The sequence below is a fragment of the Citrobacter sp. HN-141 genome, from assembly GCF_033341895.1.
Classification (GTDB): domain Bacteria; phylum Pseudomonadota; class Gammaproteobacteria; order Enterobacterales; family Enterobacteriaceae; genus Citrobacter.
This window is the reverse complement of sequence record NZ_JAWPBF010000009.1, coordinates 201,023-225,989: the sequence shown is the minus strand read 5'-3', so window position 1 is coordinate 225,989 and position 24,967 is coordinate 201,023. Positions and strand designations below refer to the sequence as shown.

The window sequence follows — 24,967 nt, the reverse complement described above, 5'->3', positions numbered from 1 at the left end:
AATCGGCCCAGATCCGCGAAATTTTAATCAGCGAGTCAGCTTGGGAAGAAATGACCTGCTTATTCGCACCTTCCCTAGCAAATCGCTATCACCGCGACATCGTAAAACACATAAAGCAGGATTAACTCATGGCATCGAAAAAGCTCACAGTAGAGCAGCAGCAATTTTTCGATGCGCTGACTCCGCTGCAACAAAATTTCGCCCTAGCCATACTTAAGGGTAAGAATCAGACAGATGCATACAAGGCGGCTAAGGGTAAGGCAAAAAGCCCTGAGGCTATACGCAACTCAGCTAGCCAAATCTTTACAAATCTTGGTGTGCAGGCATTCCTTAAGTCTGTTCAATCTGAATTGGTGAGCGAAGCCATCATGACTCGTGAGGAAGCCTTGAGGCGTCTCACATCTATGGCTCGTGCTCGAATCACTGACCTTGTTGAGTTCGCAGAGCACGACATGGGGCTTGATGAGGATGGTAGAGAAGTTATTCAGGCTGCATGGCGCTTTAAAGATTCTGTCAAAAATAGCCCAGAAATGCTCGACGCCATCGCCGAACTGACTGCCGGGAAAGATGGCATCAAACTAAAACTCCATGACGCTCGCGGAGCGATCAAGCAACTTGGTGACATGGAGGGTTGGGACGCCCCTAAAAAGACCGAGCTAAGTGGTCCAGACGGATCCCCAATTCAGCATGAGCACAAGGTCAGCGCAGAGGATTTGACCGATGAACAGCTTGCCGCAATTGCAGGTGGTAAGTAAGCAGCAGGCCGCGCAGGAGTTGCTAAGACGCAGGGGGGCGCGCAGCAGCCTTCAAAGCTTCATTCAGTACATCAACCCAGAGTACATAACGAGCAAATTCTCGCAGACGGTTTGTGACGCTCTCGATCGCTTCCTGCTGGATATGATGAGCGGCATCAGACCCATACTGATTCTTGGCGCACCGCCGCAGCATGGCAAATCGGATATTGTCTCGCGTTACCTCCCCGCGTATTTCTTCGGTAAGTACCCTGAAATGCGTGTAGGTGCGCTGTCATACTCTGCTGACCTGGCTGGAGATATGAACGCCGATGTGCAGCGGATTATGTCTACGCCTGAATACCGCAAACTGTTTCCTGATGCATGGCTAGGTAATAAGCCAAATGACGGCGTAGCTGTAAAGCGTAACACCAACGAGTTCAGCATCGCCAACCACAAAGGGTCATACGTCTGTGCTGGTGTTGGCGGCCCACTGACAGGCAAGAAGATTGACCTCGGAATAATTGATGACCCGATAAAAAACGCCAAAGAAGCACTTAGCCCGACGACAAAGAAATCCATCTGGAACTGGTACGTATCCACGTTTAAGACCCGCCTGTCGAAAAACAGCGGCGAAATAATCATGGCGACGCGCTGGGCTACAGACGACCTGTCTGGGCGAGTGGTAGAGATTACACCTCGCGCTAAAGTGCTGGCTTTCCCTGCGATCAATGAATCAGGTGAGGCGCTAGTTCCTGAGCTTCACCCGAAAGAAAAGTTGCTCGAAACCAAAACCATTCTTGGGGATTACTTCTGGTCTGCAATGTACCAGCAGTCACCGAAACAGGCTGGTGGCTCAATCTTCAAAGACGAGTGGATCAAGTATTACCTCCCGAAAGACTTGCCGACCAACTTCGATATTGTCGTCCATAGCTGGGATATGACCTTCAAAGACAGCGAGGGCACCGACTACGTTGTCGGGCAGGTATGGGGGAAAAAAGGCGCCAATGCTTATCTGCTTCACCAGGTGCGCGCGCGCATGAGCTTTACCGCAACACTCAAAGCCGTTAAACGCATGGCCGACGAATACCCCAAAGGCCTGCGCAAGCTGGTGGAGGACAAAGCCAACGGACCGGCGGTTATTGATTCGCTGAAAAGCACCGTTGCGGGGCTTGTTCCTGTTGAACCGGACGGCAGCAAAGTTGCCCGTGCGCATGCGATCACCGCTGTATGGGAAGCGGGTAACGTTTTCCTTCCCCATAAAGACATCGCACCGTGGATCACCGAGACGGTCGAGGAAATTACCACGTTCCCTGTCGGCGCGAACGATGACGTTGTCGATGCAATGACGCAGGGGCTACGCGATTTGTATCAGAGAAAAACACTCAGCCCACTGGACATCATGTAATGGCGAAAAAAAATATTGTTGGTCGTCTGAATGATGGCCTGGTCAGTTTAATGACTTCACTCGGTGAGAAAATCGGTGCGGTGCGTTACAGCAGCACCAGACCAGACGTGCCGGATAAAGAGCTGCTCGCGATGTACAAAAAGTCGTGGGTGGTGAAGAAATACATCGATAAGACAGCTGCTGACATGCTTAAGCTGCCGCGCGAGTTCTCCGGTGATTTTGACAGTACCATTGAGCAGCGCATCAGAGACACAGAAACTGAGCTAGGGCTTAGCCAGGTGTTCAACAACGCGCTGAGCTGGGCATCACTGATGGGCGACTCGCTCATCGTGGCGGTTACAGACTGTGCTGATGAGCAGATAGCCAGTGAAGTGGATTTGCAGGGTGAGGGAATCATTAAGTTTCTGGTGTTCCGCAAAGGGGAGTACACGCCAGATAGCAACATCATCACTGACGTTAAATCGGATCACTTCGGAGAGCCACTCACATATCAGATCGATGTAGGCAGTAAACAGCTTAAATTCCATCACTCTCGCTGCCTGCGCACAAAGCTTGGTCGTCACAGCATTAAAGACCGCGCCAAGTTCGGTACATCAGATCTGCAAGCCCCATACGAGCACATCAAGACGTTCGACACCGCTATTCTGAGCACGGGTGACACCATTCAGGAAGCCAACGTTGACGTGCTGTTTGTGCCTGGTATGAATAACCAGATTGCTGCCGGGCAGGAAAGTCAGGTTCGCGAATATGCGCGCGTGATGAAGGAGACTAAATCATCTACTGGATTGCTTCTTATTGATGCCGGAACATCAGAAAGTCAGGGGCGATATGAGCAGAAGAACGCTCAGTTCACCGGTCTGTCTGACGTCATCACCAAGATGGCTACCGTTCTGGCCGGCGCCCTCGACAGGCCTATAACCGTGCTATTCGGTCAGTCTGCCAGTGGGTTCAGCAGCGGAGAAGAAGATAACAAAGCCTATTACGAAACCATTAACGGCATGCAGGAATCACGCTTGCGGCCGATGCAGGACTTCGCGGATAAGTTCATTCTGGACAGGCTTTCAGTTGCTGACTCGCTCTCGTATGAATATCCGTCAATCGACAGCATCAACGAAACCGAAGAGGCGACACGCTTTGGTCAGTATGCGACGGGCTTCAACACGCTGGTGACCTCATCGATTTTGACCGAAGAGGTAGCCATCCGCGAGATGATCGCCCGCGGTGTGCTGAAGACGGTCACCGAAGAAGAAATTAAGGGGATCGTCAGCACTGGCGGTAATTCTGGTTCATGGGGTGGTTATGGAACTAAAACTGCTGCTGGAGCGCCAGCAGGGGCGGCGTAAGCCTCGCCGCCGGAGGATGCGCCCACCAACACCGAGTAAGCGCGCTGAGGTTTGGTACCGGGATCGGCTTACAGAGTTCATTGACGGAATGGTTCAGGCCTACATTGAAGAGCTGGACAAGCCTACCCTTACTGATGCACCTGATACCACTCCGCTGTCTGTTACGGCGCGACTTGCCGCTGTCATGCAGCGCCTGGCGAGCATTTCCATCAAGGAAGTCGCCGCCAGGCTCTCTGCCGGGTTCGTCGCGCGTGCGAACTTTCAGAACAAAGAACAGACGCAGCGCACTTTCTTCCAGGCTTTTGGAATTGACCTTACCGGCTTGCTCGGCGATGGCGCGATAAAGCCGGAAATGGAAAAGGCGGTAAGTGACAACGTTGATCTGATCACATCCATCCATACCGATTTTATCCACGATATCGGCGAAGCGGTTTTCGCCAATATGAAGGACGGCGGCCGCCATGAAAACCTGATCGACATTATCAAAGAGCGCGGAGGAGTTACCCGAAGCCGCGCGAAATTCATCGCGCGCGACCAGACATCAAAACTTAACGCTGACTTCACGGAAGCCCGGAACGCTGCGCTGGGCCTTGATATTTACGAGTGGAGCGGCACAGGGGATGAGCGTGAACGGGACAGCCATTTAGTGCTGAACGGCATGCTTTGTAAATACTCCGACCCGACAGTCTATTCAGACGACGGCGGCAAGACCTGGAAGAAGCGATCAACCATCGGGGCATTTATCGGCAAACCTGGTGAAGATTACCAGTGCCGATGCCTGGCCCTCCCTTACGTCTCATGGGATTAATCAATGAAGTGGAAACGAACACCGCAGGGGTATGTGATTACCACTGCGACGATCACCCGCGCAGGGCCGATTGAATATTACGGTCACGAACTGGGATTAACTGGCAGCGATGCCAACAAAAAAATCACCGTTGTCCGCACCCTCGACGAATTATCAAAACCTGAAACACTCGCTTCATTCAATGGCCTCCCGTTCACCATAACGCACCCCGACGACGGGGAAGTCACCGCAGCAGACCACAAAGACAAAGCATCCGGTCATATCGCCAATACCCGTATCGAGGGCGGTGAGGTGGTCTGCGACGTTTTTCTGACGGATGCCGTTGCAATTAAGACGCTGGAAGAAACGGGGATTCGTGAAGTATCCGTTGGATATGAGCCTGCTGAACTCGAGGAAAGGGGCGGTAAGTATTACCACATCAACATTCGCGGCAATCATGTCGCGGGCGTGGCAGAGGGGCGCTACGGGCCTCAGTGTAAGTTAAACGACAAAAAAGGTAAGCCGATGTTCAAAACATTAACTGACGCCCTGAGTTTCCTGAAGGGCAAAAAACTGAAGGATGCGGACGGTGCAGCGCTAACTCCTGACGAACTGGTCGGCATGATCGCCGCGCTGGAAAAAGCACTGGCAGAACTCCAGGGGCAAGGGACTGACGAGGCGACGGCAAAGGCTCAGGAAGTGCTGGCGCAACTCGCTGACCTTAAAACTCAACTGGAAGGCATGACGGGGGCACCATCGCCGAACGATGAAGATCCTGCCGCTGGTGGTGACGACAAGGACGCGAAAATCACCGCGCTGGAAACCGAAAACGCGGACCTGAAAGCGAAAGTTAAAACGCTGGAAGATGAGCTGGAGCAGCTGAAATCTGGCAATGAAACCAGCGCCACCCTGGCTGATGCGAAAGCCCGTTTCCCTAAAGTCAGCTTCAATGATGCCAAATCAGCGCGTGACGTGCGCGCCGCCGTACTGGTGAGCACTAAAGCATTTAACGATGCTGAGGTTAAAGCAATGACTGACAGCGAAGTCCGTGCAGCTTATGCAGCTATTCAGGCCACCTCGAAGCCACGCAGTGAAATCGGCGCTCATCTGTTTAACGACTCAGCGAACAAAAGCACTAAAACCGCAACTCAACGCCTTGGGGGTAAATAACTATGTCTTTTACTGACTGGGATGGTGCCAACGGCACTATTAAACCGGGTTCAATTAAACGTGCCTCCAGCTCAAACGACAAAGTCTGGGGTGAAGAGAATCTGACAGAAACGAAGTTGCCCTACGGCACGTTCGTAGCTGTCAACCCGGACGGCGGCGTGATGCCTCTCGCTGCTGGCAAACGCATTCACGGGATTGTGGTGCGTGATATCTACGGCGACGGTGCACCGCACAACAAACAGGTCAACGTTGGGCATTTTTCCCACGGCGATTGTGTTGGCGCGCTGACAGTCGATGACGCTGATTTTACTCGTGGCGCGGCGGCCTACATCGTGGCGACGGGTGCCGATGCCGGGAAGGTGACAACAGAAGCAGCCGGCAACATTGATTTGGGCTACTGGGTGGAAGATGTGAGCGCGGGTAATAACTGCGTGGCTATCACCCTGGGCTACGTACAACAGGCAGTTCAGCAGACGGAAGGAGCATAACCAATGCCTATGGAATCAGCAGATTTCGAAGAAGTGCTGCAGGAGGCGCTCACCGAGCGTGACACGCAGTTGCAGGAAAAAGAACTGCCGGAGATCAACATCGGTGAAGCCCTTCCGGTTAAAGACGGCCTGGATTTTTCTCTGGAATACGTGGATTTTGGCGTGTCAGAGGTGGTCGGGTCGGTTAAAGACGGCATCATTGGTAACAAAACAAACAGCCTGAAAACCATTGATAGTGATATCGAATGGCTGAAAGCGCCTGTTGGCCAGTGGGCTAAAGCTGCAACCTGGACTCAGCAGGAACTGGAGAAGATCGCACGTCTGAACATCAACCTGCAGACCAAAAAGCAGGATGATCTGTATGCCAACGCCCTTGCCACCATTCAGTATGCTGGTTATGTCGGTCATCGCGGCGTTAAAGGCCAGGAAGGGTTGCTGACAGGGGTGAAGGTTCAACTTCTCACCGACACGTCAGGGAAAACCATTGCCGAAATGACCTCTGATGAGTTCGTGAAACTGGTGCTGGATGCTTACAACGCGGCATGGCGCAAATCCGGCTATCGTATCCAGCCAACGCATATCGCAATGGATGCCAGCGACTTTATGCTCGCCATGCAGAAGTTCGACCCGAACGCGAAGATTGTAGGTGCTGACCTGCTGCCAGTTGCGGCAATGGATCGCATTATGGCGGCGCTGCGCAAGGCTTCAGGCAATGAATCCTTCAACATCACGTTTGTTAAAGTCCCGAGCAACTACGCGGTCGGCATCAAGTCCGGTAAAACTCGCCTGGCGATTTATACCTACGACGAGGACTACGTGGAAATGGAAGTGCATATGCCGGAACTGCTGGCAGCACGACAGCGTGATCTGCTGACCTACGAGTGTGGTTATCGTTCTGCCTTCGGTGGTGCGATGTGGAAACAGCCGCAGTCTGCCGTGTATGTCGATTACAAATCCTCACCGGCAGAGTAATCACAGGGGGTAGCATGGAATTCACCGTTCGTTACCCCGAGTTCGCCAGTGTTGCCCCTGCTCGCATAGAGGGGGCGCTACAGGATGCAGCTAACCAGATGAGTCGCAAGGTATGGAACAAGCTCTACGAGCAAGGACTTCATGCTTTAGCGGCGCATCTGTTGTATGCGGCTGGCGCGCTCACTCCATCGGGCAGTAGCAATGGCAAGCCTGTTCAGACAATCACCAGCCGATCCGTTGCAGGCGTGTCTCTGGGTTACTCTGCGCCCGATGCCGGGTTTGGGACCAGCCATGACGGGTACGGCTCAAGCTCATTCGGACAGGAGTACCTGAGGCTTCGTAAGCTGGTAGGTGTGCATGTACTGGCAATACGATAGCTGATAAGGAGGCTTATGACTCCGGAAGAAACGCTAAAACTTACCACCGAATACCTGAAGAACCTGCAGGCGATGAAAACGCATTACGTTGCAGTAGGTTTGCCAGCAGGCAAGGTGGGTAATAAAACTCACGATGACGGAACATCGATTATTGAAATTGGTGCGGTTCACGAGTTCGGTGCTGAAATTGATCACCCTGGCGGGACGGGGTATATGGCAACCGGTGGAAAAGCTACTTTCACCCGCAAGACCTTCATGGGACCGGTTAGCGGCTTTACGGCAGCCCACAAGATAACCGTTCCCGAACGCTCCTTTCTTCGTGCTCCTTTCACCCTCAAAAAGTCGGAAATTAACCGGGCAATCGAAAAGGCCTGTGAAGCCGTAGGCTCCGGGCGTATGGATGCTGACACCGCATTAAATTTGATAGGCGCGACGGCGCGAAATATCAGCGTGAAGGCCTTTGAGACTGCCGGGTATGGCACGTGGCCAGATATCACTGCTGCAACTAAAAAGGCTAAAGGATCGTCTGCGCCGTTAATTGATACAGGCGCCCTGCGTGGTGCCATAACGTGGGAGGTTCGTAAGTGAGCGACTTATCAGACCTTGATATGAGCGACGCGTTAATCGGCTGGGAACAGCCTGTAAAACTCAAAACCCGTACTGAAACCACCATCGATTTTGAACCGTCCGTGACTGTTAGCAGCCAGGACATTCTGGCGGTGGTGCAAAGTGCGAACAAAGAGAATCTGACGCTGGATAGCCTGGACTGGTCGAAAGAATATCTGCTGATTCATGCACGGCTGAAAATTGAAACCGGTCAGTTTATTGAGAAGGGAGGCAAGGATTACAAAGTCGTGTCCCCGGCCGATTTTATGGATTACGGATTCTGCGCTGTCATCGCCGAGGAAACCCGGCTCCCGCTACTGGTGCCAACGCCATGACACAACCCCACCTGAAAGCGGTCGCGCGTTTCGTGCGTGACCTTCTGGGCTACGACGAGCAACTGATCAAGTTCGACCGTCGTAACGTACAGGCGTCCGACTTTTCCACCAGTTATATCGTGGTAAACGGCTCACTACCGCAATCAGTGCTGGCCCGGGGCCAGCGCTTTAATGGTGACGCTGAAATAATGACTTATAGCGCCTCAGTGAGCCACGCGATTGTCCTGGAGTTTTACGGGGATAAGGCTTACGTCAACGCTGAAAGCTTCCTGATGCTGAGTGAAAGCCAGCACGCGAACGAACTGCGCCGCACGCATTCACTTACCATCATGGCCGTCTCAAACATCATCGATGTGGGGCAACTTCTGGGACAGTCCCACGGCAACCGTGTTCACCTGAGTTTCAATGTTCAGTATGCCCCTGCGCGGGACGTGCAGACACTGCGCATCGATACGCCGCAGTTTCAATTTTTAGAGGACAAGTAAATGTCGGCATCAATTAATAACGTCATTAATGTGACGCTTCTCGAAGAGGGACGGGCGGCGGCGCGAGATAACATCAACGTTTGCGCAATTCTGACCAGCCAGACGGGGGTATTGAGCACCGCTGAACGCTGGCGTTCATACAAAAGCGCACCTGCTGTCGAACAGGACTGGGGGGCTTCTTCGGTCACCGCGGCTTTTGCGAATGTGTTTTTCGGGACCAGTCCTAACCCGGTATCCGCAGGCGGCACGCTGATCGTCGGTTACTGGAATGCTGCCGGGGAAACTCTGCCCGCGACCAGCGGTGTACTGCGTGGCGGTGAGATTTCTCAGGCAGTCGTACTGCCAGCGTTACGTGAGAAGTCTGACTGGTCATTCAGTATTGAGATTGACGGCACGAAGCACGATGTGACTGTAATTAATGGCATGACGGCGGCGACACTGGCAGATGTTATCGCCCAAATCCAGACGAAAATCACGTCAGCGGTCGCATCGGTTGTTTTTGATGGCAGCCGTATTGTAATCACCAGCAAATCAACAGGGGCTAACTCTGTGGTTGGTTTTTCGAAAGCGATCGCCGGTGGTTCTTTTATTGGTGATCTGCTGGCGATTGCTGAGGGTTCTGGCGCATCACAGACTAACGGCAGTGCATCAACAGAGGTTTCTCCGGAAACCCAACTGGAATCTCTCAGCAAACTCAAAGCGCAGGTCAACGTAAAAGGCGCGGCCTTCATCGACAAAATTCTCGATGCGCAGGTGCCGTTGATCGCTTCATGGGCTAAAGCGAACGCGGTAATCGTGTATGAGACGTTTACCGGCTCCGCTGCTCTGGAAGTTGATCCGTCTAATCCGGCATGGGCGGTCACACTCGCCAGCCAGAGTAATTTCCGCATGCTCTACAGCAAAGCAGGCAACCGGAAATTTGGTGTCAGCTATATGGCGCGCACGCATACCGTTAATTTCAACGGAGAGCGCACTGCAATCACTTTGCACCTCAAAACGATGAATGTGCCGGCCGAAAGTTATGAGCAGACGGAGATCGACAAAGCGAAGCGCGTAGGTCTCGACATCTACACCACGATTAAAGACGTTCCCTGCGTGCTGTCGAGCGGTGCCAATGATTTTGTCGACAACGTCTATAACCTGATGGCCTACGTTGACGCAGTGCAGACGGATTCCTTCAACCTCCTTAAAACCACGCCGACTAAAGTCCCGCAAACCTACTACGGTGTCGATCAGTTAGAGGATTGTGTTGAAAAGACCACGGTCGGATTTGTTCGTGCTGGTGTGTTCAATCCGGGAGCCTGGACGCTGCCTGACTTCTTTGGGGATCGGGAAATGTTTCTGCGAAATATCGAGCAAAACGGGTATTACGTGCTGGCCGGTGATCTGAAAGACCAGTCAACCGCAGACAGGCAGGAACGCAAATCCCCGGTTGTTCAGGTTGCAGTGAAGAATGCTGGTGCTGTTCACAGTGCCGATATCATCATCAATTTCAATAAATAAGGAGCGGTAAATGTCTCAGATTGTTATCAGTGCAGATACCGCGACCATCGTTCTGAATGGGCGAATCATCACGGATATCGCTGTGGGGGACTACGTCACGTTAACGCCATCTAATCCGCTTACGAGTCGTGCTAATAGTGCGAATAACGGCGTCACAATCTCCGGGCGTGTCGATGCCGGGGTGCATGTGATGGTGATACGCGTCCAGAAGTTTTCTAACGATGATATCTGGCTCAACCAGCAGCGTAACTCGGCGATCCCCGTTGTCCTTAACGGCTCAGTCAAAGAGTCGTTCGTGCGCGACGGTGCGGCACTGAAGGAAACCTACGATCTACAGGCTGGTTCTATCACCACGCAACCGACGCAAACAAAAAACAACCAGGACGTTAATGCACTGATGGAGTACACCATCGAGTTCCGTAACGTCGTGCGCAATGTATAAGGTATCCCATGGTTAATGACAAAGAACTGAAAGAAAAGCAGCGGAAAGCGCTTGAGATGATTAAAGCCGTCTACAAGGACGGCTTTGCGGAGATTAACGGCAACCGCTACGACTTTGCAGCGATGACACACAAAAAACGTCGCAAGGTTTTTGCCTTCTTCACAGGCATTGCCTCTGAGTTATCGCGACAGTCTCTGGAGTTTCTTGACTCAGAACGATTCGAGGAAATTGAGCGCCTGATGTTCGATTACGTTCTGTTTGATGGTGTGCAATTGTCCAAGCAGCAGGAACACTTCGAATCCTTCCCGGGTGATTACGTCATGCTAATCACAACAGCGCTTCAGGTTATCAGCCTGCCTTTTATGGGCGGGAGCAATATGAACTCACGTTCAGAAGCTCCAGACGTTCAGAAATTTACGTTAAATCCTCGAACATAAGCGACGACATGAGCATGTATCTGGCGCTATCAAAGGCCGGATACGGCCCCTATCACGAACTTGTTAAATTAGACACACCTGAGCTGTTTGACATGCTTGAGTTCGAGAATATCAGCGCAGACATTCAACACTACGAGATGGAGAAAGCCCGGAATGGCGATAGTTAACGAGCTTATTACCAAATTCGGCTTTATCGGTGATCTGGCGCCGCAGGAAACCTTCAATGCGAATCTGAAAGCGTCTATTGGTCTGCTTACCGGTCTTGGGGCTGCTATCGCTGGTTCGGCAGCAGGGGTTGCTGGCTGGGTGACGTCTATCAGTCAGTCTATTGATCCCCTGGTCCAGTTCTCCCGGGAAACGGGCGTAGCAATCGAGACCATTCAGACACTGGGCTATGCGGCGTCCGTAAATGGTTCAAGTGTTGATGCGTTGCAGGCTTCGCTTGGTGAGATGACAAAACGAGTGGGGGAGTTTGTTTCTACCGGAGAGGGGGAAGCTAAAGACGTTGCGGAAAGACTGGGACTTCAGTTCAAGGATATGAACGGGCAGGTAAAAAACTCCGATGCGATATTTCGTGAACTGGCCGACAAGCTGCACGGCATGAGCCAGGCAGAGAAGTTTTCCGTACTGGATAAGATGGGTATCGACCGTTCCATGGTTCAGTTGTTATCCATGACTGGCGAAGAAATATCTTCGTTGCAGAACAAGGCTGAGGCGCTCGGTGTTGTCACGCAAGACCAGGCAGATCAGTTCGCTGCCTATAACGATTCTCTCACCACGCTAGGGAAAGGATTTGATGGTATCAAATTTCAGGTTGCCGTCGGATTTGTGCCGGTACTGAAAGACCTGGTGGATGGGTTTACGGACTTTCTCATTGCTAATAAGGATCTCATCAAAAACGGGCTGGCCCATCTTGGGGAAATTATCTTTTCCGTTATGGGTATGATCCGCCGCTTCCTACCAATTGTCGCTGCTATCACTATCGCTTTCTCTGCCTGGTGGCTTGTCACTGGCGGGCTTGCAACGGTAATGGGTGTGCTGATGTCCCCAGTAGTCCTTCTCACTGCAGCAATCCTGGGCGTTATCCTCGTTATCGATGACCTGTTAACGGCTATGGAAGGCGGCCAAAGCGTTATTGCTGATTTCTTTAAAGACACATGGGGGATCGATATCGTCCCCGGTTTGCTGGCGATTAAAGACGCGGTCATGGTGGTGGTCGATTACATCATCGAGGTATTCAAACAGGGTATTGAGAATATCAAACTGCTCTTTAGCGCGCTGAGTAAGCTGGTCACAGGTGATTTTCAGGGGGCATGGGATGATGTCGTGAAATCTTTCACTGAAAGTGTCGCTCTGCTCAGAAAGCCGTTTGATGAATTTATGCAGTGGGTGATGGGATTGTTCGCAAACCTCGGTGAGACCATTAAAAACACGATCAGCAATGCTGCTTCAAATGCCTGGAATGCGACAAAATCTTTCTTAGGGTTCGGTGAGGATGAACAGCAGCAGGGGGTAACCGGCGGCGGTAACGGTGGCATGAGTCCTGATGGTATTCCTTACGGCATGAATGCGGCGGTGGGTCTCGCTGGTGGAGGTATGACAAGCAATTCAAATGTCAGCCAGCAGAACACGATTCACATCAACACATCCGATCCGGTTGTGGCCGGGAATACCGCGGCAGATAACCTGCAACAAAACATGAAAGATGCCAACCGGTTGAGCGGCAGAGGGGGGCGTTGATGGGAATTCTAGACGGCCTCATGCAGGCGCAATCTTCGGGCAAAGATACTGTTAAAAAGGTAGGGATCGGCGGGTTCTCAATGTTTGCGCGAGTTAGCGACGCTACTGAATACCCATCTCAGGTTCCGGTAGACGTGCTGGAAGACGGTAGTAACGCGTCAGACGATATTATCAATGGCCCGCTGACGATAAAAATCAGCGGTGTTGTTGCCGATATCTATGTCGATGCGAAACCAAACTCTTCTTTTAGCCTGATGCCAGATTATTCGAAGTATGGCGAGGTGCTGGAGTACATCCCCACAAAGACGCAGCAGCAGTTGCAGAAAATGAATGAGATTGCCGATCGCGCAGAGCAGGCCATCTTAAAGGCAAAACGCCTGGCTGATAAAGGAGCCGACCTGTTTGGGCTGGTGGGCAACCCGTCTACTGGTGGCGCTAAAGGTATACGTGAGCAATTTCTCGACTTCATTGAGGGGGTGTACTACGGCAAGCAGCTTATTTCCGTGGAGGTGGATTATCGCACTCATGAAAATATGGCATTAAGCGGCCTTATCATCAGTACCGACAATCAAACGATGGAAACTAAGTTTGAAGCCAGTTTTACAAAAATCACCTTCACGCAACTGACTACCACCGCGATTGAGCAGCATTTCAAATCCCCCTCGGCAGCTGCTAAATCAAAAACGGCAGGCGTTGCTAATAAGGGGGCGCAGACGCCCGCTGATAATTCTAAAAAAAGTAACGGGACCAGCCAGTCAAAATCAGTCATGACCTCGTTAAAAGGGGCGGCGAAATCTTTATTCTAATGAGATCAACGTATGGATCCGATAACCAACATCACTGACGAACCTATCCAGCGGCATATTCTGATTTTTGACCGTGGTGAGGCTGTGGTCACTATTCGTTATCTGCCCACGGTTGAAATGTGGAAAATGCGCGTGGAATACAACGATGACTACATCGATGGCGTAAAGTTGTCGCTGGGAACGCTTCATTTTCGTCATAAGAACTGGCCTTTCGATATCGCGTTACTTTGTACCGACAGCTCCGGCATTGACCCATATCGGGCTGACGACTTCGCCAGTGGTCGCATCGAAATGTATCTGGTCACGCCGGAAGAGATGATTGATATTCGCGGGGGAGACGTGCCGTGATGGATACTTTTTACCGTGATTACCGGCTGACGGTGGGGATCGGCAATCAAGCAGTGATTATCGAGCCACCGATCACCATGTCATTCAAGGCGCTGGAAACCGTGGACAAGAAGTCACTCGGCAAGTTGAGTGTGTCCCTCAACGGTTTAAAGCCCTCCACGCGCCTGCAATTGCTCAAGTCCGAAGATGAAGAGAAGTATATCCCCGTTCGCCTCGAGGTGGGTTACGACGGCAAGCTGCGCCAGGTATTTCAGGGTTCGGTTAAAAGCGGGGCGGTAAAACGTGAAGGTGCGATCCACATCGTCAGCCTTGAATGCGAAGACGGCGGTCACGACTATATCAATTCCTTCACATCGCGCACGGTGCGCGGTAAGGATCAGGTCGTCGATTCCGTTTTGCAGGACATGCCAAACACGAAAAAAGGCTCTGTGACGAAGCAACAGGCGCTTATCAGGCCGAAGGTTCTGGTAGGTAGCTCCAGTAAAATTCTTACCGATACCCTTGCGCCTGACGAGTCATTTTTCATCAAAGATGAACGCGTTCATATTCTGAAAGAGAATGAAGTGACTTCGGGGAATATCCCGGTCGTGAACGCGCGTAGCGGCCTCCTAAACACACCTCAGGCAACGAAGATTAGCGCACAGGATGACGGCGGGAAGAAGGCTAAAACGCCAACCAATGAGCCTGACACCGATCCGGCAGGCAAAAAAGATACTGACTCGAGTACCTTAGCCAAATCCTCGAAAGGGCAGATCGTATTCGATACGAAACTGAATCCTATGCTGGTGATCGGTGGGCTTTGCGCTGTTGAAAGCGTGACGAACCCCGCGTTAAACGGGGTTTATAAGATATACCAGATTGAAACCAGCGGGCAGAACAACGGGGCAGCCTGGTATCAGAAGGTGGTATGCCAGCCTGCCGGAAATTACTCAGTTGTTAACTGAAGATTTTACTTCTTGCGTTACGCTGGAATTGGTTTTTTCTGGTGGGTGACGATCTGAAAGCCAGCCAAGAGCAAAAATAATGACTGTGAGAATAAAAATTTTCTCGCCTATTGAAAACTTCACCTTACCACCTGCATTTTTAAATGCCGTTTTCTCCTCGGTTGATAGTTTTCTAAATTGCTTATGGGTTAATACCATGACCAATGGGCGAGGTGGTTGAATATCTTCCTGACCATCCTCTAACAACGTTGAGTCCGAAAAGAAACCAAGCCGCTCAGGTGCTTGTTCCTCTACGTTCTCAGCGTGTTTACCGGTGGAGTTCTTTTGACCCGCGAGCAAGTTTCCACTCGTGTAAGACAAACCGGTACCGGGAATGCCTGCGGTTGCCTTTACCCCTTTTTTACCAACGTTCAGGGTAGCACCAGCCTTACCAATTGATGCGCTAGTTATGCCTGTTTTACCTATGTTTATATGAATGCCTGGTGCAATTTTGATGCGCTGTCTGAATTTGAATCCCATGAGTGACTCTCCTTAGTATTAAACGCTGGCGCAGGTTCGCTCTACGGCGATTAGTATGAGTATTTATCTAGCCATCCATTGAACCCACTCTGGCGGTTTTTTATGGGCTTAATTTATGATCGAAGAACTTCACGACACTATCGGCCTGGGTGTTGAATTTGCTCTGGCCGATGTTCACACCATTGTTGTCGCAAAAATAACGTCTGTAAATGACAAAACAATCAGTTGCGTCCCCGTTATCAATCGGGTTGTGAAAGGGAGCAGCAAGCAACTCCCAGAGTTCATTGAAGTCCCCCCGGTAATTTTGCAAGGCGGTGATAGTTATATCGCCGAACCAATTGCGGCTGGTGACTATTGCCTCGTCCTTATCTCTGAGCGTTGTTATGACGCCTGGTATGCGGGTAGCGACTTTGTTTCACCACTTGAAATGCGTATGCACGATTATTCAGATGGCTTCGCTCTGTGTGGGGTTAACCCACAGGCTACCGCGATCAATATCCCTAAGAAGAACAGGATGATGAAGGGGGATTCTGACCACGAGGGTGATTTAAACCTCACAGGAAAAATTACCCAGAAAGAGGGTAAGACGACTCTGGAAGAATGCGATGTTCTAAATGTACTCCAATATTCACAGGTAAAGACAGGCGGTAAGTCTGGGGTGTCTGGTTCATTTCGAAGCGATGACGGGAAAACAATCACAGTTACCAACGGTATTGTCACGGAGATCTCATGATTGTTTCAGCACTTGATAAAAATGACGACTGGGGATTTGGGCGCGGGAAGGCAAACTATATAACCGGCGGCGCTGCTATCGCGCAGAAAGCCAAATGCCGGATCCGCTCGTTCAAAAACGATAATCCTCTCAACATGGATGACAACATCGACTGGCTTTACCTGTTATCAGAGAAAAACACCGAGCAGGAGATTTTGCGGGAGATAGAGCGTGTGACGCTGGCGACGGATGGGGTTATGCGCATTACCGCCCTGGCGATGGAGGTCAATAAGGCCACCCGGTCACAAAAAATCGAACTCAGCATTGAGACCGTCTATGACCAGCAGACGATCACCTTCCCGGTCAACGGAGCGTTGAAGAATGGCACTACAGTTTAGCGACAACGGCCTTGAGACAAACACTCTCCGGGAGTTATTTCAGGAACTGAGCGACGGATATAAGGGAATTTATGGTCAGGATATCGATTTGGACCAGGAATCTCCCGACGGTCAACGCGTGGCAATCGAAGCTCAGGCTCGGGCAGATATTGAAGCCGCGCTGCAATGGCTTTATTCCCAAATGGACCCCGATTTTAATACTGGTGATATGCAGCAGATTATTGCCAAACTTCACGGTCTTTTCATGCGCCCGGGTTCACGTTCGCAACGTGACCTTAAAGTCACAACAGACAGGGCGACACTTCTCTATAGCGGGTATAAGATACGGGACCAGGCAAATCAGGTCTGGGCTATCCGACAGGACGTGACTGTTCCGGCGGGCGTCACAACAGCTACCTTTTTTGCTCAAAACTTTGGGAAAGTTACTGGGCTTGTGAACGATACCTTCACTCAACTCACACCAGAACCAGGGATTGTGAGCATTATCTCTGATTCCGCGGTTGTGGTCGGTCGGGATGAGGAAACGCCTGAAGAATTCAGGCAACGCCGAAATCGTTCACTTGAGAACCCGGCAACAGGCAGCACTGGTGCAGTTTTCGCTAAAGTAGCTCAACTGGCAGGCGTAATCGATCTGAATATCGGTGAGAACGATACGAAAATCGATGATCAAACAACGGGTATTCCAGCAAATTCTATATGGCTTGTCGTGGAAGGGGGAGCGATCTCAGAAATTGTGGAGATCATGGTTAAACAGAAAGGTGGTGGCACGGGAACGAAAGGCAGTATAACCGGTCGCTACACCGAAACCCTGATTCGTCCTGACGGCACCTCATTTCTGATAGCCCATGAACTTCAACTTGATCGGCCTATCTATAAGCCGCTTCATATCAGGCTCACTGCCCGCCGGAAAATTCAAAACGAACCGATAGATATCGATACTCTCAAAAAATCACTTGTATCACGCACTATGCATATCGGTGAGTCTGTAGATGCCAATGAATTTTATGAGAATGGCTATGGTGTTGGACGGGTGAATTTTGTACTGACTAACTTGCAAATTAGCAGCAATGGAGTCGATTACACCGATGCTGAGTTATCACCGGGCTTTCAGGGGAAGTTCACGTTGAGTGTGGAAAATATAGACGTTAATGAGGTGCTCCAGTGAATGACGACATCATTAACCGCTACACGCTAATGCTCATTAAGCAGTACTGGGAAAAGAAAAAAGCAAAGTCAGAAATACAGGCCATGCTCAGGCACTGGCAAATCATCGCTGATTTTATTCGTAACCCAGATAATTTTGATCTCGACCGGGTTGCCGGATACCGGCTCGATGTGATTGGCCGGATAGTTGGGCTTCCCCGCAGCGTTCCTGCTGCTATTGCCCGTGTATTTTTCGGGTTTGACGGGCATCTGAATACCGAAGGCTTCGACAGTAAATCTAATGCGACGTATGTCGGAGCGCCTTTCTATAGCAAGTTTTCCCCGGCATATGGTGACTACCAGCTGGCTGACAATGAGTATCGCAGGTTTCTCCGAGTCAAAATTGCGCGAAACGCCGCAGGTGCAACGATAGCGTCAGACGATCGGGTCAGTCTGCAGGATGTGATACAGACAGCATTCAATGGTGAAGCTTACGTCACTGACAGAAAGGACATGACACTAGCCCTAAATGTTTCACCGCAGGTATCAGTTGATGAATTACGCCTTATTGTGAAGCTTGGCTTGCTGCCAAAACCTGCAGGCGTTCGATACGATTATTTTTATCAGGTGACTCCTGGTCTGACATTCGGTTTCTCGCGAAACCCTTCGGCCAGAGGCTTCGCCAGCAAATTCAATACCGCCTACCAGGGCGGTTTTTTTTCGAGGAAAATCCATGTCTAAGATTGCACGATACCAGGGAAATGTTCGGGCTTTTGCCTCTGATGCACAGGGGCTGGAAAGAACCGTGTTTGGTGGAACAAATCAGGCAGATGATCTGACCTCGCAGATCACGGCATCTTTCCTGCGCGGATGGGGCATTGTTGGCGCTTCCGAGCACCCCTCGCTTGAGGACTTCAATGCAGCGATGTACGCAATGAGCCAGTTCATTGCATATCAGCATCAGATGGGGGTCCCAGAATGGCATTCAGAGCAGGAATACCATATCGGCTCGATGTGCACGTATAACGGTGAATCTTATCAGTCCCTACAAAATGCAAATGTTGGTAGCCAGCCGCCATCAGCAAAATGGACTCCTGTCTTAACTTCAAAAAACGGTCTCTCAAACCTTGGTTTTGGAAGTTTTCCTCAATACCAGACTTTAGGTGATGGCCAGCATATTTTTCAGCACGGTACAGGTGGATCTAACAGTTCCGGAATAGCCGATATCGTATTCACGAAAGCATTTACCACGACTAACAATCTCAACGTAACGGCGACGGCAACATCTCAACAACCCGCAAACTACATCGTGACGGTAGGGTCCGTTACAACAACCGGGGTGCGTTTATATCTGACGGGGGCAAACGCAGGCTCAACACCTGTCGCCGCTGCTATTGGATTTCACTGGAAAGCAGAAGGAAGATAAATATGAAAGTTTTTTACAGTGCCAGCCAGAACGGTTTTTATGATGATAACCAGGCTCTTCCCGCAGATGCGGTCGAAATTGCTGAGTCGCTCCGAACTGAGTTAATTACCGCCCAGAACATAGGTGGTGTAATTAGGCCGGGAAGTGATGGGATGCCAGTGATCATCCCATCCGCAGATTATGTCCCGGAATTAACTGAAGAAGAGCAGCGGTGGTTTGCTGAATCCAAAAAACAGTCACTGTTGTCAGAGGCAACCAATCGAATTGGACCTCTACAGTACGCGGTTGATGCAGGCAAAGCGACGGCTGAAGAGGCCGCCGACCTGATAAACTGGCAGGACTACCGGCTTGATTTGATGCGGGTTGATACGTCAAAACCTGTCTGGCCTACACCTCCGGGGGAACGGGCCAGTTAACATGCCCAGGGTCGGTTGTCACATCGACCGCCTTAACCTCGTTTTTATAAGCCATCCACGCCGACAGTTTAGCTTTGTTGGCGTCGCTTATTTCACCCAGCATCAGCTCTGTTCGCCAGTCGAGCATTACTTTATCGGCATGGGCCAGCAACTGACTACGCAGTTTTTCAGCGTTGGCTATCGCCGCATTTCGCTGCGCGTCGGCATCTGTAACCCACTTGCTGCCATCCCATTTATCATACTGAGTGGATGGCGCAACGGTTGTGTAACCTGAACGAATCTCCCCTATGTAATCAACGAATTCCGGGGTTCTGTCCATAGTCGAATAGACGGTAATGCCGCGATGGTCTGGCTGGTACTCCCAGCCAGTGCCGTTGAATACAGCTACAAATCCCGACCGTTTCTCTCCTGGAACGATATCCGTTGAATACCCCGGCATGCTGACACCAGGATGAATAAATTCATCAGAGAACCCGCAGTATTCTCCCGTGGCTGCATCATAGTAAAAGCAGACGACATTTCCCGGCTCAATAGCCAGTCCATTTTCATCAAAAACAGGTTTCATTATTTTGCCCTCACCAGACAGTTAAATGCTATTGAGCGTGGTGCGGTTTCACCGGCGCCACCGCTCTGCGTTTTTGTAGATATTTTTGGGGTGGCCACATCGTTTTCTACCGCGACCCAGGTTGAAGACACATCGTCCACGCCAACGGCCATCCTGCCTGTTGGTAACACATGCGTATGCTCCTTGAGGCGTGAGTCCGCCCACCCCAGTAGTGGCTGTATCGGGTTCACGCCGCGCCCATCGTCAAAAATACGAATAAACTCCCCCCGCATATCAGGAATAAACAGACCCGGCCACATCAGCGCCAGTTTTGGATATTCGGCGGCAGAGAACGACGTATTATTGGTTTTCAGAAATACCATATCCGACCATTCCGGCATGACCGTATTTGGCATTGCAGCCAATGGCCAGTAAAACGGGATTCCAATAGGGGGAGCGCCTGCTCCCAAACCAACGTTTTTAATAATGATCATTTATCGATCAGGTGGCATGATTCCGGCCTTTTGCAGGAAGGAAACTCATGCTGATTGGCTATGTACGCGTGTCAACAAATGACCAGAACACTGCACTCCAGCGAAACGCGCTCGAGAGTGCAGGATGTGAGCTGATTTTTGAAGATAAGATCAGCGGTAAGGTGTCCGACAGACCAGGGTTAAAAAAGGTGCTACGGACGCTATCAGAAGGCGATACGCTGGTGGTATGGAAACTGGATCGGCTCGGGCGAAGCATGCGGCATCTTGTTGGGTTAGTGGAGGAATTGAGGGAGAAAGGAGTTAACTTCCGGAGCCTGACAGATAGCATCGATACCAGCACACCTATGGGCAGATTCTTCTTTCATGTTATGGGTGCACTGGCCGAAATGGAAAGGGAGCTTATTGTCGAACGCACCCGCGCCGGTTTAGCAGCCGCACGCGCAGAAGGGCGGATAGGTGGAAGGCGGCCAAAGTTTAGTGATGATGAGTGGGCCCAGATGGGGAGATTGATAAAAGGTGGCATGGACAGAAAACAGGTAGCGATCATATACGATGTTGGATTATCGACATTGTACAAGAAGTTTCCTGTAAGCGTAGTGAATTGAAGCTTGGGTACCGCTGATTGGATAGGGGAGGAAATATCCGGCAGTTAATTAATTGATGGTAACTGCCGGAAAGGAAAAAATTATGTGTACATTTTTGTGTATTAAAATCAGTAAATTCACGAAATACAATTTTCTAATTTACTGATTTTTATGATTTTATTTTCATTGTTTGTAAGTGCTATCGTAGGGCATACCATTCCTTATGTTTCAGAGGGTTAGCCATAGCACCCAAAATATCAGAGATGACGTTAACGATAATAACCAGGGAGCCAATCACCATCACACCCGCCGAAATAGCGGCGTAGTCTTGCTGGCGAATCGCGTTAATCAACCAACGCCCCAGCCCTGGCCAGCTAAAGACCATCTCGGTGATCATCGCCAGCGTCAGCATGGTGGAAAACTGTAATCCAAGACGAGGAATGACCGGCGGAAGGGCGTTGTGCAATACGTGGCGACGCAGAATGGTGAAGCGTGACAAACCGCGCGTGGCTGCCGCTTTAACATAGTTCTGATCGAAGACCTCAATGGTGCTGATACGCATCAGACGGATGACCTCCGTCGTGGGCGCGACGGAAAGCGTCAATACCGGAAGCACCATATGACGGATTGCGCTGACCAACATTTCATCGCGCCAGGGGGAGTCAGAGATCCAAGCATCAATAATGGCGAAACCGGTCACCGGTTTTACTTCGTAAAGCAAATCGAAACGTCCCGAAACGGGTAACCAGCCGAGAGTCAGTGAGAAGAGGAGCGTCAGCAGCAGCGCCAGCCAAAAAACGGGAATGGAAAACCCCATCAGAGCCAATGCGCTGATGCAGCGATCCTGCCATTTATTACGTGTGATGCCGGCCAGCATTCCAACGGGGATCCCGACCATCAGCGCAAACCCAAAGGCCAGAATACACAGCTCCATCGTGGCTGGGAAAACCTCTTTCAGCTGTTCTGAGATTAACTGACCGTTAATACTGGAAACGCCAAAATCCCAGTGAATCAGACCGTTGAACCAGAATATCCAGGCGTTCCACAGCGATGCGCCTTGTAACGGCGCATGGGGGGTGAAGTAGCTCAGGCTGAACCCAATGAATGTCAGGAAGAACAGGGTGACCAGTAGCAATAAGAAGCGGCGCAGGGTGAAGATAATCATGGTTTTTTCACCTCATCAGTCTTTTCCCTGGAAACCCCGGCAAAGGAGGCATTCCCGAACGGACTTAGCACCAGACCTTTGATGTCATAGCGGTAAGCCTGTAGACGCAATGATGAGGCCAACGGCAGGATCGGCAACTCTTGCGCCAGGATATTTTGTGCTTCGTCATAGGCGTCAATACGTGAGGAGAGCTGCTGCGAAGACAATGCCTTGCGCAGTATGCTGTCGAACTGCGGATTACACCAGTGCGCGAAGTTGGTCTGTGAGTTGATGGCGGCACAACTGAGCAGCGGTCGGAAAAAGCTGTCAGGATCGTTACTGTCCGTCGCCCAACCGGATAACGTCAGATCATGGTTCATATCCATTAATCGCGCCTCCTGAAAACGACCTTCAACCGGGATGATCTTCACTTTCACACCCACCTGCGCCATATCTGCCTGGATCAGTTCCGCTGTTTTCAGCGGACTCGGGTTCCAGGCCTGAGAGCTGGTCGGGACCCACAGTTGCAACGTCAGGTTCTCCAGTCCCAGTGCTTTTAACTGCTCACGGGATTTAGCCGGGTTGTATTCAGTAATCTTAGCTTCGTTGTCATAAGCCCACGAGGCGCGGGGCAAAATAGATGCTGCAGTTTCTGCCGTACCGTAGTAGATAGACTGCATCAGACGCTGGTTGTTAATGGCTAGCGCCAGCGCATGCCGCACGGCAGGGTTATCCAGCGGCGGTTTATTGGTGTTGAATGCCAGATAGGCAATGTTCATTCCAGGGCGCAGCGTCAGGCGCAGACGTGGGTCATCACGTAATATGGTGAGCTGACTGGCCGCGGGCCAGGCCAGAACGTCGCACTCCCCGGTCAGGAGCTTTGATAACCGTCCGGTTCCGCCTGAACCGAGATCCACAACGACCTGTGGCATCAGGGGCGTGCCGCGCCAGAATTTTTCGTGGCGTTGTAGCCGAATATATTGTCCCGCGCGGTTTTCTGAAAGCAGGAACGGTCCGGTGCCGACGGGCTGCCTGTCGAGTAATTCCTGGCGATCCTGTTTGGCCAGTTGTGTGGCATATTCAGCCGACATTACGGAGGCATAGTGTGTCGCCAGATGCCACAGGAAGGAGGCATCTGGCTGAGTCAGACGAAATTCAACCGTGTTGTTATCCAGCTTACGCACGCTTTGCACGTTGTCAGCGAATTGCAGGCTATCGAAGTAGGGAAAGCTGCTGCCATTGACGTTGTGCCACGGGTGGTGGCGGTCAAAAATGCGCTCGAAGGTAAACACCACATCGTCTGCATTTAGCTTACGGGTAGGCGTAAACCAGGCCGTCTTTTGAAACGAGACGTCGCGGCGCAAGTGGAAACGGTAGGTTGCGCCGTTGTCCAGCACTTCCCAGCTCTCAGCCAGTTCTGGCACCAGTCGGTAGGTGTACGGGTCCACATCAAGCAGCCGGTCATAGAGTTGGGCAGCCAGGGTGTCGACAATCAGGCCGCTGCTCGCTTTCTGTGGGTTGAATGTATTGACTTGCCCGCTGACGCAATAGACGAAGCCGCTGTCACGAATATCAGCGTGCGTGGTCTGCAGAGGCGCGGCAACAGCCTGACCACTCAGAAGTCCAGCCATCACGATCAGAGTTGATAAAACCAGGCGCATAATTTTAAGGGACTATGAATAAAGAAGCTATCTTACTAATATTTAATGACATTCGCCATTACCGTTTGAGTTTGGGGGCAACCATACAGTTAGTTGCAAATTCAACGTTGCGGCCTGGTCAATATTCATACCAGCGCTCCACTTTGAATATAACTCATAAACTATCTTAGCATTTTCATGCCTCATCTGACCCGTAATAAACAAAGCGCGAGCCTCGTGAGGGTACAGCTATGCCAAATTTGTGCTCTGGAGTGTCGCAAGTGCCGAAACTTAAGGAAGGGATAGCGTTAAAGAGAATCTGGAAGGGGACAGAAATCATATGCATGCTGAACTATAATCATTCAGGTAGTGGTTTATGTTAATTACAGAGCAATAATGCCAAAATATCTAATTATTTCATCGTATTACTTATCCATTTTTTTCTGACGTCTTTATTTTCTACTCCCGGCGTATGTTAATGGTTTCTATTGGTTATTACAGGTGATTTGACTATCCGGTTATCAATGACCTTCTTGTGGCCATCTAACCATTAATGGAATGATTACTATGAAGAAATTACTTAGTTTTGCTGTTTCACTGATCCTTTTATCGGGCCCCGTTTTTGCGACTCCGGCTCCAGAATGTGTGAAGGTGGACAAAGCACAAATCGAAGCGCTATTCGACAAGTGGAATGAATCACTGAAAACGGGTAACGCGAAGACGGTATCCGAAAATTATCTTAGTGATGCCGTATTACTTCCCACGGTATCGAATAAAGCCCGGTTAACAGATGCTGAACGTGAGGATTATTTTGAACATTTCCTGGCGAAGAAACCGACCGGGAAAATTGACAGTCGAACTATTCGCCTTGGCTGTAATAAGGCGATTGATGCTGGTACTTATACCTTCACCTTCGCAGATAAATCGACCGTTTCGGCCCGTTATACGTTTACTTACGCGTGGGATGGGAAGGCGTGGAAAATTTCCACCCACCATTCTTCAGCAATGCCTGAGGGGTAACAGAA

General features: G+C 50.8%; 31 protein-coding genes. 26 read left to right on the top strand and 5 right to left on the bottom strand.

What is annotated here, in order from left to right; translation table 11 throughout:
• Positions 1 to 128: 128 nt before the first annotated feature.
• From RYZ59_RS13435 to RYZ59_RS13350, 18 genes are all read left to right on the top strand, one after another.
• On the top strand, positions 129 to 755 hold the full coding sequence (locus RYZ59_RS13435) for a terminase small subunit (protein ID WP_142879118.1): 627 nt from the start codon (positions 129 to 131) through the stop codon (positions 753 to 755).
• Entirely contained in the window at positions 721 to 2,139 is a 1,419-nt protein-coding gene (terL, locus tag RYZ59_RS13430) for a phage terminase large subunit (RefSeq protein ID WP_142879117.1), read from the top strand. The genes RYZ59_RS13435 and terL overlap by 35 nt, the downstream gene beginning before the upstream one ends.
• Positions 2,139 to 3,482 carry a DUF1073 domain-containing protein gene (locus RYZ59_RS13425; protein ID WP_318048496.1) on the top strand — a complete coding sequence of 448 codons (1,344 nt, stop codon included), beginning with the start codon at positions 2,139 to 2,141 and terminating at the stop codon, positions 3,480 to 3,482. The genes terL and RYZ59_RS13425 overlap by 1 nt, the downstream gene beginning before the upstream one ends.
• Positions 3,439 to 4,290, top strand: coding sequence for a phage minor head protein (locus tag RYZ59_RS13420; protein ID WP_318048493.1), 852 nt, complete (start codon positions 3,439 to 3,441; stop codon positions 4,288 to 4,290). The genes RYZ59_RS13425 and RYZ59_RS13420 overlap by 44 nt, the downstream gene beginning before the upstream one ends.
• 3 nt (positions 4,291 to 4,293) lie before the next feature.
• Positions 4,294 to 5,439 (top strand): DUF2213 domain-containing protein, encoded by a 1,146-nt coding sequence (locus RYZ59_RS13415; RefSeq protein ID WP_318048491.1) that lies wholly within the window; start codon positions 4,294 to 4,296, stop codon positions 5,437 to 5,439.
• Positions 5,436 to 5,927, top strand: coding sequence for a hypothetical protein (locus RYZ59_RS13410; protein ID WP_115601953.1), 492 nt, complete (start codon positions 5,436 to 5,438; stop codon positions 5,925 to 5,927). The genes RYZ59_RS13415 and RYZ59_RS13410 overlap by 4 nt, the downstream gene beginning before the upstream one ends.
• Before the next feature lie 3 nt (positions 5,928 to 5,930).
• Positions 5,931 to 6,899 carry a DUF2184 domain-containing protein gene (locus tag RYZ59_RS13405; protein WP_115601954.1) on the top strand — a complete coding sequence of 323 codons (969 nt, stop codon included), beginning with the start codon at positions 5,931 to 5,933 and terminating at the stop codon, positions 6,897 to 6,899.
• Between the two features lie 14 nt (positions 6,900 to 6,913).
• Positions 6,914 to 7,276, top strand: coding sequence for a DUF4054 domain-containing protein (locus tag RYZ59_RS13400; RefSeq protein WP_181498258.1), 363 nt, complete (start codon positions 6,914 to 6,916; stop codon positions 7,274 to 7,276).
• A gap of 15 nt (positions 7,277 to 7,291) precedes the next feature.
• Entirely contained in the window at positions 7,292 to 7,864 is a 573-nt protein-coding gene (locus RYZ59_RS13395; protein ID WP_318048487.1) for a hypothetical protein, read from the top strand.
• Positions 7,861 to 8,217 (top strand): hypothetical protein, encoded by a 357-nt coding sequence (locus RYZ59_RS13390; RefSeq protein WP_085348082.1) that lies wholly within the window; start codon positions 7,861 to 7,863, stop codon positions 8,215 to 8,217. The genes RYZ59_RS13395 and RYZ59_RS13390 overlap by 4 nt, the downstream gene beginning before the upstream one ends.
• On the top strand, positions 8,214 to 8,702 hold the full coding sequence (locus RYZ59_RS13385; protein WP_099530769.1) for a hypothetical protein: 489 nt from the start codon (positions 8,214 to 8,216) through the stop codon (positions 8,700 to 8,702). Before RYZ59_RS13390 ends, RYZ59_RS13385 begins: the two co-directional genes overlap by 4 nt.
• Entirely contained in the window at positions 8,703 to 10,205 is a 1,503-nt protein-coding gene (locus RYZ59_RS13380; protein WP_318048479.1) for a DUF3383 family protein, read from the top strand. It abuts the gene before it with no gap.
• 10 nt (positions 10,206 to 10,215) lie between these two features.
• Complete coding sequence (locus RYZ59_RS13375) at positions 10,216 to 10,647, top strand: hypothetical protein (RefSeq protein WP_116360024.1); 432 nt, start codon at positions 10,216 to 10,218, stop codon at positions 10,645 to 10,647.
• Between the two features lie 8 nt (positions 10,648 to 10,655).
• Complete coding sequence (locus RYZ59_RS13370; RefSeq protein ID WP_032935527.1) at positions 10,656 to 11,084, top strand: hypothetical protein; 429 nt, start codon at positions 10,656 to 10,658, stop codon at positions 11,082 to 11,084.
• Positions 11,085 to 11,237: 153 nt separating this feature from the next.
• Positions 11,238 to 12,824 (top strand): hypothetical protein, encoded by a 1,587-nt coding sequence (locus RYZ59_RS13365; RefSeq protein ID WP_318048473.1) that lies wholly within the window; start codon positions 11,238 to 11,240, stop codon positions 12,822 to 12,824.
• A complete protein-coding gene (locus RYZ59_RS13360) occupies positions 12,824 to 13,630 on the top strand; it encodes a phage baseplate protein (protein WP_163449129.1) in 807 nt (268 codons plus the stop codon). The genes RYZ59_RS13365 and RYZ59_RS13360 overlap by 1 nt, the downstream gene beginning before the upstream one ends.
• Before the next feature lie 12 nt (positions 13,631 to 13,642).
• The gene (locus RYZ59_RS13355; RefSeq protein ID WP_163449128.1) at positions 13,643 to 13,978 is read left to right on the top strand and encodes a hypothetical protein; all 336 of its coding nucleotides are present in this window, start codon (positions 13,643 to 13,645) and stop codon (positions 13,976 to 13,978) included.
• Positions 13,978 to 14,922, top strand: coding sequence for a hypothetical protein (locus tag RYZ59_RS13350; protein ID WP_318048506.1), 945 nt, complete (start codon positions 13,978 to 13,980; stop codon positions 14,920 to 14,922). Before RYZ59_RS13355 ends, RYZ59_RS13350 begins: the two co-directional genes overlap by 1 nt.
• On the opposite strand, the gene RYZ59_RS13345 is transcribed toward RYZ59_RS13350, so the two are convergent.
• Positions 14,908 to 15,441: a DUF4236 domain-containing protein gene (locus tag RYZ59_RS13345; protein ID WP_000505900.1), complete on the bottom strand. Its 534-nt coding sequence runs from the start codon at positions 15,439 to 15,441 to the stop codon at positions 14,908 to 14,910. The two genes, RYZ59_RS13350 and RYZ59_RS13345, sit on opposite strands and share 15 nt — an antisense overlap.
• 115 nt (positions 15,442 to 15,556) lie before the next feature.
• Between RYZ59_RS13345 and RYZ59_RS13340 the strand changes: the two genes are divergently transcribed.
• Genes RYZ59_RS13340 through RYZ59_RS13315 form a run of 6 tightly spaced genes read left to right on the top strand, consistent with a single transcriptional unit; the run spans position 15,557 to position 19,536 of the window.
• The gene (locus RYZ59_RS13340; protein WP_318048463.1) at positions 15,557 to 16,174 is read left to right on the top strand and encodes a Gp138 family membrane-puncturing spike protein; all 618 of its coding nucleotides are present in this window, start codon (positions 15,557 to 15,559) and stop codon (positions 16,172 to 16,174) included.
• On the top strand, positions 16,171 to 16,551 hold the full coding sequence (locus tag RYZ59_RS13335) for a hypothetical protein (protein WP_000637185.1): 381 nt from the start codon (positions 16,171 to 16,173) through the stop codon (positions 16,549 to 16,551). The genes RYZ59_RS13340 and RYZ59_RS13335 overlap by 4 nt, the downstream gene beginning before the upstream one ends.
• Positions 16,535 to 17,716: a baseplate J/gp47 family protein gene (locus RYZ59_RS13330; protein ID WP_318048454.1), complete on the top strand. Its 1,182-nt coding sequence runs from the start codon at positions 16,535 to 16,537 to the stop codon at positions 17,714 to 17,716. The genes RYZ59_RS13335 and RYZ59_RS13330 overlap by 17 nt, the downstream gene beginning before the upstream one ends.
• Complete coding sequence (locus RYZ59_RS13325; protein ID WP_318048452.1) at positions 17,713 to 18,435, top strand: DUF2612 domain-containing protein; 723 nt, start codon at positions 17,713 to 17,715, stop codon at positions 18,433 to 18,435. Before RYZ59_RS13330 ends, RYZ59_RS13325 begins: the two co-directional genes overlap by 4 nt.
• Positions 18,428 to 19,120, top strand: coding sequence for a hypothetical protein (locus RYZ59_RS13320; RefSeq protein WP_318048450.1), 693 nt, complete (start codon positions 18,428 to 18,430; stop codon positions 19,118 to 19,120). Before RYZ59_RS13325 ends, RYZ59_RS13320 begins: the two co-directional genes overlap by 8 nt.
• 2 nt (positions 19,121 to 19,122) lie before the next feature.
• Positions 19,123 to 19,536, top strand: a complete 414-nt coding sequence (locus RYZ59_RS13315) for a tail fiber assembly protein (RefSeq protein ID WP_216144064.1) — start codon at positions 19,123 to 19,125, stop codon at positions 19,534 to 19,536.
• Here RYZ59_RS13315 and RYZ59_RS13310 read toward each other — a convergent pair.
• Positions 19,508 to 20,101: a tail fiber assembly protein gene (locus RYZ59_RS13310; RefSeq protein WP_318048444.1), complete on the bottom strand. Its 594-nt coding sequence runs from the start codon at positions 20,099 to 20,101 to the stop codon at positions 19,508 to 19,510. The genes RYZ59_RS13315 and RYZ59_RS13310 overlap by 29 nt on opposite strands.
• Positions 20,101 to 20,574, bottom strand: a complete 474-nt coding sequence (locus tag RYZ59_RS13305; RefSeq protein ID WP_318048441.1) for a hypothetical protein — start codon at positions 20,572 to 20,574, stop codon at positions 20,101 to 20,103. Before RYZ59_RS13305 ends, RYZ59_RS13310 begins: the two co-directional genes overlap by 1 nt.
• 47 nt (positions 20,575 to 20,621) lie before the next feature.
• On the opposite strand from RYZ59_RS13305, the gene RYZ59_RS13300 reads away from it, so the two are divergent.
• The gene (locus RYZ59_RS13300) at positions 20,622 to 21,179 is read left to right on the top strand and encodes a recombinase family protein (protein WP_096756885.1); all 558 of its coding nucleotides are present in this window, start codon (positions 20,622 to 20,624) and stop codon (positions 21,177 to 21,179) included.
• Between the two features lie 178 nt (positions 21,180 to 21,357).
• Here RYZ59_RS13300 and sapB read toward each other — a convergent pair whose 3' ends face one another.
• Both sapB and sapA read right to left on the bottom strand, forming a co-directional pair.
• Entirely contained in the window at positions 21,358 to 22,323 is a 966-nt protein-coding gene (gene sapB, locus RYZ59_RS13295) for a peptide ABC transporter permease SapB (protein ID WP_202038529.1), read from the bottom strand.
• Entirely contained in the window at positions 22,320 to 23,963 is a 1,644-nt protein-coding gene (sapA, locus tag RYZ59_RS13290; protein ID WP_202038530.1) for an ABC transporter substrate-binding protein SapA, read from the bottom strand. Before sapA ends, sapB begins: the two co-directional genes overlap by 4 nt.
• A 546-nt stretch (positions 23,964 to 24,509) precedes the next feature.
• On the opposite strand from sapA, the gene RYZ59_RS13285 reads away from it, so the two are divergent.
• Complete coding sequence (locus tag RYZ59_RS13285) at positions 24,510 to 24,962, top strand: SgcJ/EcaC family oxidoreductase (RefSeq protein WP_318048434.1); 453 nt, start codon at positions 24,510 to 24,512, stop codon at positions 24,960 to 24,962.
• Positions 24,963 to 24,967 lie beyond the last annotated feature (5 nt).